At 64.6% G+C, this 16,095-nt stretch carries 16 protein-coding genes; 7 read left to right on the top strand and 9 right to left on the bottom strand.

What is annotated here, in order from left to right:
* Nucleotides 1-41: 41 nt before the first annotated feature.
* A complete protein-coding gene (locus VZC39_RS19300; RefSeq protein WP_434664566.1) occupies nt 42-1,568 on the bottom strand; it encodes a sensor domain-containing diguanylate cyclase in 1,527 nt (508 codons plus the stop codon).
* A gap of 165 nt (nt 1,569-1,733) precedes the next feature.
* On the opposite strand from VZC39_RS19300, the gene VZC39_RS19305 reads away from it, so the two are divergent.
* On the top strand, nt 1,734-2,174 hold the full coding sequence (locus tag VZC39_RS19305) for a DUF2214 family protein (RefSeq protein WP_434664568.1): 441 nt from the start codon (nt 1,734-1,736) through the stop codon (nt 2,172-2,174).
* 243 nt (nt 2,175-2,417) lie between these two features.
* Nucleotides 2,418-3,329 (top strand): DMT family transporter, encoded by a 912-nt coding sequence (locus VZC39_RS19310; RefSeq protein WP_434664570.1) that lies wholly within the window; start codon nt 2,418-2,420, stop codon nt 3,327-3,329.
* A gap of 153 nt (nt 3,330-3,482) precedes the next feature.
* On the opposite strand, the gene VZC39_RS19315 is transcribed toward VZC39_RS19310, so the two are convergent.
* Nucleotides 3,483-4,358, bottom strand: coding sequence for an AraC family transcriptional regulator (locus VZC39_RS19315; RefSeq protein ID WP_434664572.1), 876 nt, complete (start codon nt 4,356-4,358; stop codon nt 3,483-3,485).
* 13 nt (nt 4,359-4,371) lie between these two features.
* Nucleotides 4,372-4,863, bottom strand: coding sequence for a GNAT family N-acetyltransferase (locus VZC39_RS19320; RefSeq protein WP_434664573.1), 492 nt, complete (start codon nt 4,861-4,863; stop codon nt 4,372-4,374).
* Between the two features lie 159 nt (nt 4,864-5,022).
* On the opposite strand from VZC39_RS19320, the gene VZC39_RS19325 reads away from it, so the two are divergent.
* The gene (locus tag VZC39_RS19325; protein WP_434664575.1) at nt 5,023-6,468 is read left to right on the top strand and encodes a catalase; all 1,446 of its coding nucleotides are present in this window, start codon (nt 5,023-5,025) and stop codon (nt 6,466-6,468) included.
* 292 nt (nt 6,469-6,760) lie between these two features.
* Here VZC39_RS19325 and VZC39_RS19330 read toward each other — a convergent pair whose 3' ends face one another.
* Nucleotides 6,761-7,084 carry a YnjH family protein gene (locus VZC39_RS19330; RefSeq protein ID WP_434664577.1) on the bottom strand — a complete coding sequence of 108 codons (324 nt, stop codon included), beginning with the start codon at nt 7,082-7,084 and terminating at the stop codon, nt 6,761-6,763.
* Nucleotides 7,081-7,317 carry a hypothetical protein gene (locus VZC39_RS19335; protein WP_349920063.1) on the bottom strand — a complete coding sequence of 79 codons (237 nt, stop codon included), beginning with the start codon at nt 7,315-7,317 and terminating at the stop codon, nt 7,081-7,083. The genes VZC39_RS19330 and VZC39_RS19335 overlap by 4 nt, the downstream gene beginning before the upstream one ends.
* On the opposite strand from VZC39_RS19335, the gene VZC39_RS19340 reads away from it, so the two are divergent.
* Complete coding sequence (locus tag VZC39_RS19340) at nt 7,307-8,677, top strand: hypothetical protein (RefSeq protein ID WP_434664578.1); 1,371 nt, start codon at nt 7,307-7,309, stop codon at nt 8,675-8,677. The two genes, VZC39_RS19335 and VZC39_RS19340, sit on opposite strands and share 11 nt — an antisense overlap.
* 78 nt (nt 8,678-8,755) lie before the next feature.
* On the opposite strand, the gene VZC39_RS19345 is transcribed toward VZC39_RS19340, so the two are convergent.
* Complete coding sequence (locus VZC39_RS19345) at nt 8,756-9,133, bottom strand: hypothetical protein (RefSeq protein WP_434664580.1); 378 nt, start codon at nt 9,131-9,133, stop codon at nt 8,756-8,758.
* 193 nt (nt 9,134-9,326) lie between these two features.
* On the opposite strand from VZC39_RS19345, the gene VZC39_RS19350 reads away from it, so the two are divergent.
* The 3 genes from VZC39_RS19350 (at nt 9,327) to VZC39_RS19360 (ending at nt 12,742) form a co-directional block, all read left to right on the top strand.
* On the top strand, nt 9,327-10,703 hold the full coding sequence (locus tag VZC39_RS19350; RefSeq protein WP_434664581.1) for a bifunctional NUDIX hydrolase/phosphatase PAP2 family protein: 1,377 nt from the start codon (nt 9,327-9,329) through the stop codon (nt 10,701-10,703).
* 16 nt (nt 10,704-10,719) lie between these two features.
* Complete coding sequence (gene ydiK / locus VZC39_RS19355) at nt 10,720-11,832, top strand: AI-2E family transporter YdiK (RefSeq protein WP_434664582.1); 1,113 nt, start codon at nt 10,720-10,722, stop codon at nt 11,830-11,832.
* A gap of 205 nt (nt 11,833-12,037) precedes the next feature.
* Complete coding sequence (locus VZC39_RS19360) at nt 12,038-12,742, top strand: SDR family oxidoreductase (RefSeq protein ID WP_434664584.1); 705 nt, start codon at nt 12,038-12,040, stop codon at nt 12,740-12,742.
* 91 nt (nt 12,743-12,833) lie between these two features.
* Here the strand turns inward: VZC39_RS19360 and VZC39_RS19365 are convergent, their stop codons facing one another.
* The 3 genes from VZC39_RS19365 to aguB are packed head-to-tail and all read right to left on the bottom strand — an operon-like array spanning nt 12,834 to nt 15,966.
* Nucleotides 12,834-13,955: an agmatine deiminase family protein gene (locus VZC39_RS19365; RefSeq protein WP_434664586.1), complete on the bottom strand. Its 1,122-nt coding sequence runs from the start codon at nt 13,953-13,955 to the stop codon at nt 12,834-12,836.
* Between the two features lie 17 nt (nt 13,956-13,972).
* Nucleotides 13,973-15,070: an extracellular solute-binding protein gene (locus tag VZC39_RS19370; RefSeq protein WP_434664587.1), complete on the bottom strand. Its 1,098-nt coding sequence runs from the start codon at nt 15,068-15,070 to the stop codon at nt 13,973-13,975.
* Nucleotides 15,067-15,966: an N-carbamoylputrescine amidase gene (aguB, locus tag VZC39_RS19375; RefSeq protein WP_434664588.1), complete on the bottom strand. Its 900-nt coding sequence runs from the start codon at nt 15,964-15,966 to the stop codon at nt 15,067-15,069. The genes VZC39_RS19370 and aguB overlap by 4 nt, the downstream gene beginning before the upstream one ends.
* Nucleotides 15,967-16,095: the final 129 nt, after the last annotated feature.

A 16,095-nucleotide genomic window follows, 5' to 3' on the forward strand; every position in this document is an offset into this window, starting at 1 on the left:
CTGCCGGGCTCTTTTGCCATTCATCTGTTACTCGCCTCTCGTCAGGGCATCGCCAGGGTGGGGAGATCGATGGGGGGACCGAAATAGAGCCGGTTCTTGCCGTCCCGCTTGGCGCGATAGACCTCCGCATCGACCAGGGTCAGCAACGCCTTGGCATCCAGACCCGGGGCGGTGGCCACCAGCCCGCCGCTGAAGGTGATCCTGAGCGCGGGCTCGCGCCACTCGAGGGCCGCCACCCTGTCCCGGTACTGCTCCAGCAGCATCTGGCAGAAGGCCGCATCGGGGTTGATCAACAGCACCGTCAGCTCCTCGCCACCATAACGGCAGACCCAGCCATGATCCCCCAGCAGCTGGGCCCCCAGATGGGCCACTCGCCTGAGCACCACGTCCCCGGTCTGGTGGCCATAGGTGTCGTTGACCCCCTTGAAGTTGTCCAGATCCAGCATGGCCAGGCAGAAGGGTTGCTGCTCCGCCAGCAGATGGTGCAGCCGTTCATCGAAGAAGCGCCGGTTGTAGAGGCCGGTCAGCTTGTCCATGTTGGCCTGCTGGCGCACCTCGTGATAATCCTTGCTCACCTCCGCCAGCTCCGCATAGACCCGGCTCAGCTCGCGCATCCCCCCCTGGGGCACACCGTCCGGCCGCAAGCGGCTCTCCCGGATCATGGTGGAGAGCTCGTTTTGCATGCGCCTGAAGTTGCGGGACCAGAACAGCGCCAGCAGCGCATAGAGCACGCTGGCCAGCACCACGACCCCCAGCACGTTGAAGGAGGCGCGGGTCACCACGGCCTGGAAGCTGGCCGCCGGCTGCACGCTGATCAGCACCCAGTTCCAGTGGGGCAGACGGCGGTAGGCCACGAACTGCTGGGACTCCTCGTCAAGGAAGATGCCCTCGTTGTGCTGGAAGCGGGAGAGCCACCTGGGATACGGCATGGCCTTCATCAGCTGGTTTGCATCCGGGTAGGCCAGCACCTTGCCGGAGCGGTTGATGATCATCTGATAGCCCGCATCGGGCTGGCTGTTGAGCTGGGCGGAGAAGGGAGCCAGTACCACGTCGATGGCCACCACCCCCTTCACCTCATTTCGTTGATCGGTGAGGGCGCGAGCAAGGGAGATCACCAGGTTGCCGTCGCTGTAATCCAGATAGGGCTCGGTCCAGACCATCTTGCCCACATGCTGGCTCGCCAGTTGATACCAGGGACGCACTCTGGGGTCAAAATCGGCGTCCGCTCGCCAGTCGGGATAGATCAGGATCTGGCGGCTGGCGGTGCCCACGTAGACGTAGATGAGATCCGCCATCATCTTCGTGTAGAGCGACCACTCCTGCCGGTAGCGATCGCCGTGCAGCACAGTGGGGCCGCTGAAGTCCTCAACCCTGACCCGTTCGTAGATCAGGCTGAATTCGCGCTCAAGTTCGTTGAGATAGGGTTCGATGAAGCCGTGTTGCAGCTGTTGATTGGTGGCGAGCAGGCGCTGGCGCAAGTCATTTTGCAGGCTGCGTTCCATGTGCAGATAGTAGATACTGCCGAGCATCAGCACCGGCAGAAATAGCAAGACAAGCCCCAGTCGCATCCTGGCAACCAGAGACCAATTCTGCGTGGTCACAATCCGCTTGTCACCCTTGGCCAATCCGGGCCCCCGCTACCGTCCGATGCGATCTGATGTCAGAATATCAGCCCTGCCAGATGGCACCAAGAGGAAGCGTGCGATGAGCAAGATGAGAAGGAACAGGCTCAGATGTTGAACCCGGATCTGCTGACGGCGCTCCATTATTGCGCCGTGATCGCGCTCACCGGGGCGGTGACCTCGGTCTATTTCCTGTTCCGGCGTGGCATGTCCATCGAGCAGGTACGCAAGCTGCTGCTGGCGGACAATCTGGCGGCCCTGGCGCTGCTGCTCATCTTCATCACCGGCGTGTTGCAGGTGCTCGCCCACCCCATGAGCCCCGCCGCCCTGTTCGCCAATCACGGCTATCGCACCAAGCTGCTGCTGTTCTTCGTCATGGCCATCAGCTTTGGCTACCCCAGCCGGCTGTTCCATCGCTGGCGCCGCTCCCTGCGCCAGGGGCAGGCCCCCATCGTCTCCACCCAGCAGCAGTTCTGGGTGATCTGGATCCTCAGGGGCAACCTCTTGCTGCTGGCCCTGATCCCCGTGCTGGCCAGGCTGGCCAGCGGCTGAGCCAAGGTGGCGCTCACGCCTCAATCCTCATGCTGACCCGGGCCCTGCCAGCAGCCACACCAAGGTAGCCACCTCCTCGCCACAGGTGGCGGTCACTCCGCCGCCTCGGTGCTGACCCGGGCCCGCCCGCGGCGGAGTCAGCCTGCGATCGCAAATCCCGCGACAATCCCCCCCGTACACGGGTATCGTGGTGACAGGAGCCGAGGAGTGCTCCCGTTAATGCTGCTTCAGGGATGAATTCACATGCGTTCGAACATGATGTTATTGATGGCCGCCGCCATCTGGGGGCTGGGCTTCGTGGCCCAGCGTCTGGGGATGGATCACATGGGCCCCTTCACCTTCAACGGCCTGCGCTTCCTGCTCGGCGCCCTCTCCCTGCTTCCCCTGCTGTGGTGGCTCAAGTCACGGCAACCCAGTGCGCCATCCGGGCAACCGTCCGCTGAGCGCCGCCTGCTGCTGACGGGCGGCCTGCTCGCCGGTACCGTGCTGTTCAGTGCCGCCTCCCTGCAGCAGGTGGGGCTGCTCTACACCACGGCCGCCAAGGCCGGTTTCATCACCGGGCTCTACATCATCCTGGTGCCGGTCATCGGCCTGTTGCTGCGCCACAAGACGGGGGCCAACACCTGGATCGGCGCCCTCATCGCCATGGCCGGGCTCTACTACCTCAGCGTGACCGACGACTTCACCATTGGCTACGGGGATCTGTTGCAGGTCGTCGGCGCCCTGTTCTGGGCCATCCACCTGCTGGTGCTGGATCACTACTCCAACCGGGTCGCCCCCATCCGCCTCGCCGGCGTCCAGTTCGTGGTGTGCGGCCTGCTGAGCCTCGCCACCGCCTTCGTCATCGAGGTACCGACCCTCACCGGCGCCGTGGCGGGCTGGCAGGCCCTGCTCTACGCCGGTCTGGTATCGGTCGGCATCGGCTACACCCTGCAGGTGGTGGGTCAGCGCGGCGCCCATCCGGCCCACGCCGCCATCATCCTCAGTCTGGAGACCGTCTTCGCCGCCATCGGCGGTGTCTTGCTGCTCGGCGAAGTCCTGGACGAGCGCGCCATCGTCGGCTGCACCCTGATGCTGGCGGGCATGCTCATCTCCCAGATCCGGCTGCGCTGGTGGTGGAAATCCCGCCGGGACAAGGTGCCCAGCCAGCCCTGATCCCAGGCGCCCCCTCATGGATCCGGCATGGGATCACCGACCCTGCCGACGGGGGCTCACGGGCCCGGATGCAAGAAGGAGCCATCACTGGCTCCTTCTTTATTTACTTCCCACATCGACTGCCTGATGGCTAATAAGCAGTGTCTCTGACCATCAGGCTCTGACACTGGAGCAGAAGCTCACGTCGTCTCGCAGCGGATCCTGGCTCACGCTGTGATAGAGCTCGAAACAGGGGTCGTCGCCGAAGGCCAGCCCGGCCGCCACGATGTCGCCGATATGCTCCTGCCACAGGGGTCCGTACTGGTTTCTGTCCGTGATCTCGTAGCGGGACTGGGCGTAGCGACCGGCGGGGATGAGCTGGGACTCCACCTCCCCCGAGACCGCCGTGCCCGCCGGCACCGTCACCCCGATGTCGGTACGGCACAGGGCGGGCGCCGTCACCTCCGGGTTGTCGTGGTAGATGAAGATCCACTCCCCCTCCGCCAGGCCACGCGCCGCCGCCCACTGGTAGAGGCGCTGGCAGACCGGATCATAGCCCTCGCCATAAGGGCCGGTGACACGAATGTAGGCCAGGGTACGGGCACTCATCTGTTCGGTTTTCATCCTGAAACTCCTCTCGTTTGACTGACCCCCATCATGCCCGCGCCCCTCGGGGAAGGCGTGTCCATCCTTGCCAACAAGGTGTCCAGCCTTGCTGTTTGGCAGCCGCTCCGGGTGGCGGCGCACCTCCCCCGGGGTCATGGCGAACTGCTTGCGAAACGCCTTGGCAAAGGCCTGGGAGCTGGAAAACCCCGCCGCCAGCGCCACGCTGGTGACCGGCGCCTTGCCGTAGCGCAGGGCGGCGCAGGCCCGCTCAAGGCGCAGCCGACGCTGCATCTCGCCCGGGGACTCGCCGGTCACGGCGGTGAAGACCCGGTGGAAGTGGTAGCAGGAGAGGCAGGCCAGCGCCGCCACCTCGTTCAGGCTCAGCTCGGGATCCTGCTCCAGCGCCCGGATGGCGGGCCGCAAACGGGCATGGTAATCGATCATGACAAGTTCACTCTCATGGCAGGCGCACCCGCCCCATGTGCAGGGCATCGACGAAGCGCCCCTCGCGATAGGCGTAGGCGGGGGATCGCCCCTCCTCCACGAAGCCAAACTTGCGATAGAGGGCGATGGCAGGGGCGTTGTCACTGAACACGGTCAGCTCCAGGCGCTGCAGGTTGAGCCAGTTGTCCGCCAGATCCACCGCCGCCCCCAGCAGGGCCGAGCCCACCCCGCGGCCAGCCCAGTCATCCCGCACCCCCATGCCAAAAGAGGCCACATGGCGGCGCCGCGGGTTCGGCTCGATCGCGAGCCTGAGATCCCCCACCAGCAGATCGTCGACCATGGCCACCAGGCCGTAGCCGCTGCGCTCCGCCAGCCGCTGCTGCCACATGGCCAGGGCCGGATAGGGCAGTTGCAGGGTGCCCGCCTGGGCCCTTGGCATGGCATAGAGATCCCGCAGTCCCTCGGCATCGCCGACCTCCGTCTGACGGATCCTGATCTCAACCATCTTCTCTCCTCCCTGCGCTGTGAATATCCGTCCAACATAGCGCCCTTTGCGTCCATCGCCAACTCCATTTGGTTCATCTATCAAACACTTAGGCATGGCCGATTGGCCCCGTTTTCGCCCCTTGGGTAGAGTGCCTCCATCAACACAAGGAGCCGCATCATGACCGACAAGACCCTGCACAGCGCCAATGGCGCCCCCGTCGTCGACAACAACAACAGCCTCACCGCCGGCCCCCGTGGCCCGGTGCTGATGCAAGACATCTGGTTGATGGAGAAGCTCGCCCACTTCGATCGTGAGCGCATCCCGGAGCGAGTGGTCCACGCCAAGGGCTCGGGCGCCTACGGCACCTTCACCGTGACCCACGACATCAGCGCGTTCAGCAAGGCCGACCTGTTCAACGCCGTCGGCAAGCAGACCCCGGTGTTCCTGCGCTTCTCCACCGTGGCCGGTGAGAAGGGGGCCGCCGACGCCGAGCGCGACGTGCGCGGCTTCGCCCTCAAGTTCTACACCGAGCAGGGCAACTGGGATCTGGTGGGCAACAACACCCCCGTCTTCTTCATCCGCGATCCGCTGAAGTTCCCGGACTTCATCCACACCCAGAAGCGGGATCCCCGCACCAACCTGCGCAGCGCCACCGCCGCCTGGGACTTCTGGTCCCGCCATCCGGAGTCCCTGCACCAGGTCACCATCCTCTTCAGCGACCGCGGCATCCCCAGGAGCCTGCGGGAGATGAACGGCTACGGCAGCCACACCTTCAGCTTCATCAACGACGCCAACGAGCGCTTCTGGGTCAAGTTCCACTTCAAGACCGAGCTGGGCCACAGCTTCTACACCGATGAAGAGGCCGCCACCGCCGTCGGTCAGGACAGGGAAACCAGCCAGGCGGATCTGTTCAACGCCATCGAGCGGGGCGACTTCCCGCGCTGGAAGGTCTATGTGCAGGTGATGCCGGAGGCCGAGGCCCACACCTACGCGATCCACCCCTTCGATCTCACCAAGGTGTGGCCCCACAAGGACTACCCGCTGATCCCGCTCGGGGAGCTGGAACTCAACAAGAACCCGGACAACTACTTCGCCCACGTGGAGCAGGCCGCCTTCACCCCGGCCAACGTGGTGCCCGGCATCGGCTTCTCGCCGGATCGCATGTTGCAGGGGCGACTCTTCTCCTACGGCGACACCCAGCGCTACCGCCTCGGGGTGAATCACGGCCTGCTGCCGGTCAACGCCCCGCGCTGCCCGTTCAGCGGTGCCCACCGAGATGGGGCCATGCGAGCAGACAGCAACGGCGGCGCCAGCCCCAACTATCAGCCGAACCGTTTTGGCACCCAGACCCCGAGCGGCCAGCACGAACCGGCCCTGAGCCTGGAAGGGGCGGCCCTGCACTACGATTTTCGCGACTATGACAGCGACTACTACAGCCAGCCGGGGGATCTGTTCCGCCTGATGGATGAGGCACAGCGTGCACGCCTCGCCGCCAACCTGGCGCGATCCTTGGTCAACGTGGAAGATGACGCCATCGTCAGCGCCCAGTTGAAGCACTTCGAGCAGGCGGATCCCGAATACGCCAGGCGCATCGAGCTGGCACTGGCCGCACTGCAGCGCTAACCATCTGACAGGCAATAAAAAAGGAGGCCAAGCGGCCTCCTTTTCTGTTCCTGGAAACAGGGAGATGCGGGGCCCTGAGGCCCCGCATCTATTTAATCATCAATCCCGAACGGAACGCGCTTCGCGCTCTGCCCGTTCCCGTACCAACAGGCGTTTATACCACCAGCTACTGCGACGACGTTGCATATTGGAGGAGCGACGAGCCATTTGCTTAGATCCCAGTCGAGAGAAGAAAGTGCCGCATTATGCGATAGAGATCACGCCCGTGTCTGTAGCTGGATCAAGAAAACGCTCACTGACCCACGACGATCGTCTGCCGATTGGGGGCCCCCTGCGGGGCGCTCTGATACAACTGAGGCTCACGCCAGGCCAACGGGCCGTTGCTCTCCTGCGGATCCTGCGGGGCGCACTCCAGCCAGATATCCCCCTGCTGGATGCGGGCCCCCGGGGAGAACTTTTGATCCTGATACCAGCAGACCCGTTCCGGCAGGGAGCCAAGGGGCAGCACCAGATCCGCGCCCACCGAATGGCGAGCAGGGGTCTGCACCTTGACCGGATCCGCCAGGGCATCGGCGATCCCGGCAAGGGCAAACAGCGGGAGTACGAATTTAATCATGACAAGCGACCTGTGACGAAAGAACCCGATCCATAAAGGCGACCATCGCCGTCGTCTACTTGACCAAAAAGTGACGGCCCATCTGGCATTCCGGGGGCAATATGGTAGCCTGCCAGCGCCCGCTGGCTCCATCCATCGAGCAGGCGAACCAGTTCAGGTGATACTGTCGGGAATGCACAGAATATTACCTTATTAATCAAATAATTATTGGATATGTTGTCAATGCGTATCATGCCGTTGCTCAAGGCTGCCTGCCTGAGCCTGATGTTGTCAGCCTGCGTTGCCCCCCTCCTGCTGATGAGCCCCACCAGTCAACTGATGTGGGCCCTGCTCAAGCCCCTTGTCGGTTTCGACCCGAACGAGGCGAATCTGTTCGAGCAGCCGATCATCAAGGATCGGATGACCGCCATGCTGGGCCCCAACTACGACACCACCATGCAGTTGCTCAAGACCGCCAATGAGCTGCAACAGGAGGGGCCGCTGTTCTACGTGGTCTCCCGCTATGCCCCCGTGCCGGATATCGCCAAGCAGGCAGGCATGGTGTGGAACGCCGACACCAACCAGCTCGCCGTCATGCTGCAAAAAGGGGACGGGGCGACCCAGGTATTCGGTGAGAACACGAATGGGGCCACCCCCACCTGGCCCAGCACCATGCAGGATTGGCAGAGCGCCAGCCCTGCCGCCACCGCCCTCGGCGGGGTCGGCAAGGCCATGACGGGATCCGGCGGCTCATTGCTAGGCAACATGGTGGGCGCCATGCAGCAGAGTGCGACCCAGGCCATTTCCGGCTCCGCCAGACAGGCGGTCGACGGCGCCACCGGCGCGGCGACCCAGCAGGTGAACAAGAGCCTCACCGGCACCCTGCAACAGGCCAACCAGGCGGTGACGGACTCCGCCAAGCGGGCGGTCGGCGACGCGACCACCGGCGTTCAGCAGCAAGCCACCAAGGCGGCCACCGACGGCGCCAAGCAGACCGTCGGCGGCGCGACCAGCAGCGTTCAGCAGCAGGCCAGCAAGGCGGTCACCGACGGCGCCAAGCAGGCCGTCAGCGGTGCAACCAGCAGCGTTCAGCAGCAGGCCAGCAAGACGGTCACCGACGGTGCCAAGCAGGCCGTCATCGGTGCAACCACCGGCGTTCAGCAGCAGGCCGCCAAGGCGGCCACCGACGGCACCAAGCAGGCCGTCAGCGGCGCGACCAGCACTCAGCAGCAGGCCGCCAAGGCGGTGAGCGATGCCGCCACCTTGCAGCAGCAAGCCATTCAGGCCGTGAGCAAGGGAGCCAAGCAGGCGAGCGGGGCCGCAGCCACCGTCCAGCAACAGGCTACCCAGGCCGTGACCAACGGGGCCAAGCAGGCGAGCGGTGCCGCAGCCACCGTCCAGCAACAGGCCACCCAGGCCGTGACCAACGGAGCCAAGCAGGCGAGCGGGGCCGCAGCCACCGTCCAGCAACAGGCCACCGACAGCGCCAAACAAACAACGAGCGCCGCCGGGGCGGTGAAGGCGAAAGCCGACAAGCTGGAGAGCCAGGCTGCCGAGCAGGGTGACCAGGCCAGGGCGGATGCGGAAGCGGAGCTTGAAAAGCTGCTCAACTAAGCCATGGCGATATATTCCACCATGCAAACAGGCCACCCCGGGGTGGCCTGTTGTTTATCCGCGATGAGGCAGTGAACCTTAGAGGTGACGATCCTGCTCGTCCGGCTTGGCAACCTTGTCTTCGCTGTGTTCGATGGCGGTGCGGATAAGATCGACCCCGGCCCGGATGATCAAAACCCCCATGTTGACCAGCTTGACGCAGACCCACATGAAGGTGATGAGCAGTATCAGCTTGAGCACCGTCTGGAACGCTTCCAGGAAGTTCTGTTCCAGCTGGTTGGTGAGGCCGTTGGCACTGGTCATCAGCCAGGTGTACACCTCGCGCACGAAGGGGATGCGGCTTGGCATCTCCAGTACGTCCAGCGCGGCGGGCAACGCCTGGAAGATGACGATGCTGCCGAACAGTATCAAGATGACGCCGATGGCGACCCCGAGGAAAAAGCCAAACTGTCTCATGGAAAGCCCCAAGATGAGTTGAGTGAAAGGAACAATAGCCGCCAATACTAGGGACTGCCTCTGCCAACGGCAATCCTTGCGGCCCAGATTGGCCCTGTGCTGCGTCAGTTGCGACAGGGATGCGTCGGTAAACATTGCCCAAGTCGCTGATTTCTGTGACCCTTGCCCTATTCCCCAGCCCCACGGACCCGCCATGATCCGCGCCTGTTTTTTCCTGTTTCTGCTGCTGTCGCCCCTGCTCGCCGTCCAGGCCGGGCAAGCGGCCCCCAGCGCGGCCGCCTGCGTGATCCGCCACCAGCAACAACTGCTGCTGGTGCAAGACAGGATCTCCGGCCGCTACAGCCTGAGCGGCGGCTACATCGACGAGGGGGAGACCCCGGCGCAGGCGGCCCTGCGAGAGCTCCACGAGGAGACAGGGTTGCCGGGGCGCATCACCGCCGAGCTGGGACGCTGGCAGCGGGCCCAGCTGTTTGCCTGCCAGACACTGGCCCCCATCCAGGCCCAGCGAGGTTCAGGCTTTGTCTCCCTGTTGCAAGCCCCCAACCTCGGCGGTGAAATCCTCAATGCCAGGTTGATAGAACCGGCCAGCTTGCCCGATGACCAGCGGCGCTTCCCTGCGCAGCTCGACTGGCTGGCCCCCAGGCTCGGGGAGGTCCCCGAGAGCCCGGTCGCCTGGCAAACGGATTTCAGCGCGCACGCCAGCCCCTTGCACAGAACCGAGCTGCCCCTGATCCAGCGTCTGCAACAGTGGATCGGGCCCAACGCCCAGTGGCTGGAGGCCGGCAACCTGCTCGGCAGTGCCCCGGCGCAACTCGCCCTCGCCCTGTTGCTGCTCCCTCTGCTGGGCTGGCAGAAACTCCGGCGACTGCTGTTTGCCATGGGGTTGCTCACCCTGCTGGTGCAGCTCGCCAAGGAGGGATTGGGCTGGCCCAGACCATTCCACCTGGATCCCGCCCTCGGCCAGCGCAGTGCCCAGGGCTTTGGCATGCCGAGCGGCCACACCGCCTCCGCCCTGCTCTGCTGGGGCATGGTGCTCGGCTGGCTGCCCGGGCTCAGGGCCTGGCAGAGCCTCGGCCTGGCGCTGCTGCTGGCGGCCCTGGCCGGGCTGGCCCGGATCTGGCTCGGGGTGCATTTCATCTCGGACGTGGTGGCGGGGCTGGGGCTCGGCGCCCTGCTGCTGGCCCTGCGTACCCCGCTCTGCGCCCTGGCGGACCGGCAGGCTTCCTGGTTGGCTCTTATCCTCGCCAGCCTGATCGGCGCCTGGTTCACCCAGTCCAGCGCCCTGACCGGGCTCGCCATGTTCACCCTGGGGCTGGTATCGGGTAATCTGTTCCCACTCGAACGACACCCAGTCCCGCCCCTCGGCGGCCCCTTGCTGGCGCTGACCGGCAGCCTGGGTATCGGCGGCCTGCTGCTCGTCCTGCCTCTGCTCACCAGCAGTTCCCTGCTGATATTGGCGGGGCAGGGTGTGCTGCTGGGTTGCCTGGGGCTCTGGCTCAGTGCCGGCCTCTGGTGGTCACTGCGTTTCATCAACCCCGGCTCCCGATCCCGGGGCCCAACCCCTCATTAAAGGGAATGCGATAGCTATGAAAAAAGTGGATTTGGCCAAGATCACCCTGGGTGTGCTGTTCCTCAGCCTGCTCATCGTCTCGTGTTTCATGGTGCTGCGCCCCTTCCTGCCCGCCCTGGTGTGGGCCACCATGATCACCATCGCCACCTGGCCGCTGATGCAGATGGCCCAGCGCCTGCTGTGGGGCAAACGGGCCCTTGCCGCCCTGCTGATGAGCAGCATACTGCTGCTGATGTTCGTCATTCCCCTCTTCATGACCCTGGCCAACGTGGCGGAGAAGGCGCCCATGCTGATCGAGCTCGGCACCGAGCTCAGCCACTCGCCGCCCCCCGAGCTGCTCTGGCTGCAACAGGTGCCGGTGGTCGGTGACAAGCTGTTCGAGTTCTGGCAGCAGATCCTGGCGAGTGGCGGTCAGGTACTGTTCGCCAAGCTGGCCCCCTACTTCGGTCAGACCGCCCGCTGGTTGGCGGCCCAGGCGGGCAACCTCGGCCTGCTGTTCGTCCACTTCATGCTGACCGTGGCCATCTGCGGCCTGCTCTACCACTCCGGCGAGAAGGCCGCCGACGGCATTCGCCGTTTCGCCCACCGGCTGGCGGGGCAGCGCGGCGACAACGCCACAGTGCTGGCCTCCCAGGCCATCCGGGCCGTCGCCATGGGGGTCGTGGTCACCGCCCTGGTGCAATCCTCGGTGGCGGGCTTCGGCCTGCTCATCGCCGGCATCCCCTACACCATGATCCTGGTGGTGCTGATGTTCCTGCTGATCGTGGCCCAGATCGGCCCCTTCCCCGTGCTGCTGGCCAGCGTCGGCTACCTCTACTGGAGCGGTGACACCACCTGGGGCACCTTCCTGCTGGTCTGGTCCGTGCTGGCGGGCACCATGGACAACTTCCTGCGTCCCTTCCTCATCAAGCGGGGTGCCGACCTGCCCCTCATCCTGATCCTGGTCGGGGTCATCGGCGGCCTGCTGGCCATGGGGATCATCGGCCTCTTCATCGGCCCCGTGGTACTGGCGGTGGGTTACACCCTGCTGGATGCCTGGATCAAGGAGGATGAACATCCCGCCAGCAACCTGCCGGCACAACCCCAGGGCAAGGTGGTAGCGCCACCTCAGGAGAAGGCGCAGCCATGATGTGAAACGCCGCCCTCGGGCGGCGTTTTGTTTTCAAGATCAAGGAGTAGGCTCTGACCCCTGGATAGCCTCAACATTAGCCTAGAACCAAAGTTCGAATCCCTTGCGCCAAATCCGAACCAGGGTTCGAATCGCCGACCTCCCTCCCCTACCTCCCCCGCGTTCATACCGCCACAATGCCTCCACTATGTCGGAGGAACACAAGATGAACGAACTGAGAGCAACACGCGCCCTGATCACTGGCGGCGCGAGCGGGATCGGACTGGCCATCGCCGAGGCCCTGGCCCGTGAGGGGGTGGAGCTTGTCCTGGCGTCCCGTCGCCAGTCATTGCTGGAGCAAGAGGCCGCTCGCCTTAGCGCCCAATACGGGGTGAGAGTGCTGCCGCTGGTGCTGGATGTGTGCGATGGCCCCCAGGTGCGTGCCCAGCACGCCCAGGCCAGCGCCCTGCTCGGCCCCATCGACCTGCTGATCAACAACAGCGGGGTCGGCAGCGACTATCTGGTGCAGGATCTGCCGGAGTCGGAGTGGGACAGAGTGATGAACACCTGCGCCAAGGGGACCTTCCTGCTGACCCAGGCCTGCCTGCCGGACATGCTGGCCCGCCGCCACGGCACCATCATCAACATCGCCTCCCAGGCCGCCAAGCACGGCTATGCCAGGGCCAACGTCTACTGCGCTGCCAAGTTTGCGGTGCTGGGCTTCGCCAAGGCGCTGCGCGAAGAGGTGCAGCATCAGGGCATCAGGGTGCATACCCTCTGCCCCGGCCTGGTACAGGTGCCGCCCCCATCCTGCGCCAGTGAGCGCAAGCCCGGCTGGTTGCAGGTGGAAGATCTGGCCGAGGCCGTACTCTACACCCTGCGCCAACCCGCCCACGTCCAGCTCGACGAGATCGGCATGACGGGGATCTGACCCAGGTGCGCCATCTTACGACAGCAATGACAAGGGGCACCGAGGCGCCACTTTAGTATTTTATTCCGGCATAAACATCCAGAGCAGGATATCAGGCAGGCTGATGCAGGGTGATGCAGTGGATACCACCACCTCCTGCGGCCACAGGATCTATGTCGATCTGCACTATCTCTCGATCCGGATAGAGGCGGGCCAGCAGATCCCGACAATGTCGGTCGGCCTTGGCATCCCCGAACTGGGGGGCGATGACGGCGCCGTTGATGGGCAGGTAGTTGATGTAACCGGCGGCAAAGTCCGGGCTGCGGCTGAATTTATTGTCCCGCCCGCCTAGGGGAGGCGGCAGCTGATGCAGCTCCAGCTTGTTGCCATCGGCGTCCGTCGCCTGCTGCAAGATGGCCAGGTGCTGGCGGGTCACCTTGTAGTCGTAGGAGTCGGGATCGTTGTCCATGTTGATCACCACCACCCCGGGGCGCACGAAGCGGGCGTAGAAGTCCACGTGGGCATCCGTGATGTCCTTGCCCTTGATCCCCGGCAGCCAGATGATCTTGCGCAGCCCCAGGTTGGCCTTGAGCTCCGCCTCCACCTGTGCCTTGGTGAGGCCGGGGTTGCGGTTGCTGTTGATCCAGCTGCTCTCGGTCATGATGGCGGTGCCGTTGCCGTCCACCTCGATGCCGCCCCCCTCGCCGATGAGATCGCTCTGCAGGTAATAAGCGTCCGCCTGACGGCTCACCAGGGAGGCTATCCTGGCGTCATAGCTGTGCTCCTGCTTGTCTCCCCAACCGTTGAAGTTGAAGTCCACCAGCCCGAGTTCCCCCTGCTCGTCCTGCACAAAGACGCCGCCGGTATCCCGCAGCCAGATGTCGTCCATCACGGCGTGGATGAAGTGGGTGTTGCGCTCGCCGCACAGCTGGCGCGCCAGATCCTCTTCTTCCTCATGACAGAGCACGTTGACCCGGGTGTAGGGGGCCATGGCCTTGACCAGCCGGCCTATGGTGGCCTGCACGTCCTTGTAGTTACGACCCCAGATCTCGCTGGTGGCGCCGAAGGCCACCCAGACCTGGGCCTGGGGCGAGGACTCCTCCGGCATGTGGTAGCGACCGGCGACACTGGTCTCACCGGCGGCGAAGGCCGAGCGGGCACCGGGCAGGCTGCCAAACCCGGCAATGGCACCGAGGGCGACCAGCTGTTTCAATACATGGCGTCGGGAAAACATCTTTCTACTCCTAAGGTTCAGAGGCTGCTCTTGAAGCGAGTCCAGGCTCGCATGCGGGCACGCATCTGGGATTGTGCAATGTCTTTGCCCGGAATGAGTCGCTGATAGCTGGCCTCATCCAGGTAAATATCCGGGTTGGCCGTCATGGTGGTATCCACCATGGGTTTGGCCTTGGCACTGGCGGTCGGATAGCCGGTGCTGTTGGTGATGGCCGCCATGTTGGCGGGGCGCATCACGAAATTGATAAAGGCATAGGCATATTCAGGATGGGGGGCATCCGTCGGGATCGCCATGGTGTCCATCCAAATGGTGCTCCCCTCCTTGGGCAGCCGGTACTCAAAGTCGATGGCTTTGCCCGCCTCGGTGGCGGCTCGCCTGGCCTGGGTCATGTCACCGCTGTAGCCCAGCGACAAGCAGAGATCCCCGTTCACCAGCTGGGTCACCGGCTGGGACTGGAACTTGCGGATATAGGGCTTGATCTCCTTGAGCAGGGCCAGGGCCGCCTCCAGATCCGCCGCCTTGCCGCTGCGGGGATCCCGCCCGAGGTAGTGCAGCACCACAGCCAGCACCTCGTCCGGGGAGTCCACGACCGAGATGCCGCAATCCGCAAATTTCGCCGCCAGCTCGGGCTTGAACAACATGTCCAGGCTGTTCACCGGGGCATCCGGCATCCTCTGCTTGATCGCATCCGCATTGTAGGTGAGCCCTATGGTGCCCCAGGTGTAGGGCACCACGGCCTCCTTCGCATGGGGATAGGCCTGCTGCAAGCGCACCAGCTCGGGGTCCAGGTCGCCGAGGTGCTGCAACTTGCCCTTGTCGAGCGGCTGCAGACTGCCCGCCCGCATCAGCCGCTCCGCCACCGTATCGCCGGGGAAGATGAGGTCATACCCGCTGCGACCCGCCATCAGCTTGGCCTCCAGGGTCTCGCTGCTGTCCATCACGTCGTAGATGACCCGGATCCCTGTCTCCCTGGTGAATTCGCTCAGGGTATCGGGGGCGAAATAATCGGACCAGTTGTAGAGGCGCAGCACCTTCTCCTCCTGCGCCTCCTCGGCCTGAACCCCGACGCTTAGCAGCAGGGCCAGCCCCATGGCTATCTTGGTCAAAGCGCTCATGATGGACGCCCTCCCCGATGGCTGCGTCCGTCCAGGCTCAGCAAGGCGTCATACATCTCGGGGCGGCGATCCCGATAGATGCCCCAGGTCAGCCGCTCCTCCGCCATGGCAGCCAGATCCAGCTCCTGCACCAGCACCCCCTGGCTGTCCCTGTCCGCCTCGGCCAGCAGAGCCCCCTTGTGATCCGTGATGAAGGAGGAGCCATAGAAGCGCATCTGCAACTCGGGATCCCGGGTCGCCACCTCGCGTCCGATGCGGTTGGCGGCGATCACCGGCATGATGTTGGCGGCGGCGTGGCCGCGCTGGGTCAGCTGCCAGTGATCCCGCGAGTCGAGCCCCTCGGCCCCCGGCTCGGAGCCGATGGCGGTGGGATAGAGCAACAGCTCGCCCCCCTGCAGCGCCATGGCGCGGGCCGCCTCCGGGAACCACTGATCCCAGCAGATGCCGACCCCGATGCGACCGACTGCCGTGTCCCAGACCCTGAACCCCGTGTCCCCCGGGCTGAAGTACTCCTTCTCCTGATAACCGATGGCGTTGGGGATATGGGTCTTGCGATAGACCCCGAGCAGCCTGCCATCCTCATCCGCCACCGCCAGGGAGTTGAAGTAGGCGTTGCCGGCACGCTCGAACCAGCTGATGGGCAGCACCACCCCCAGCTCCCGCGCCAGGGCCGAGAAGCGGCGCAGCACCCGGCTCTGTTCGAACGGCTCCGCCAGCGCCAGATGGCCGTGATACTGCTCGATGCAGAAGTAAGGGGTGGCAAACAGCTCCTGCAACAGCACCAGGTTGGCCCCCTTGGCGGCGGCCTCCCGTACCAGGCTCTCCGCCATGTCCAGATTGCGCTCCAGCTCCCAGCTGCAGGCGAATTGCGTGGTGGCGACGACTATCTTGCTCATCCGGATACCCTCCCCGACACCCGTTCCCGCCGACAGGCGAACTGCTTGGTTGCGACGACCTTGTTCATGAATCTCTCCTCCCTGATCCCATCATGGCGCCTCGCCGGGTTCACCCGGCGAGGCGGTCCC

It is taken from the genome of Aeromonas sp. NJAU223 (assembly GCF_051125555.1).
In the GTDB taxonomy this organism is placed as follows: Bacteria; Pseudomonadota; Gammaproteobacteria; order Enterobacterales; family Aeromonadaceae; genus Aeromonas; species Aeromonas veronii_G.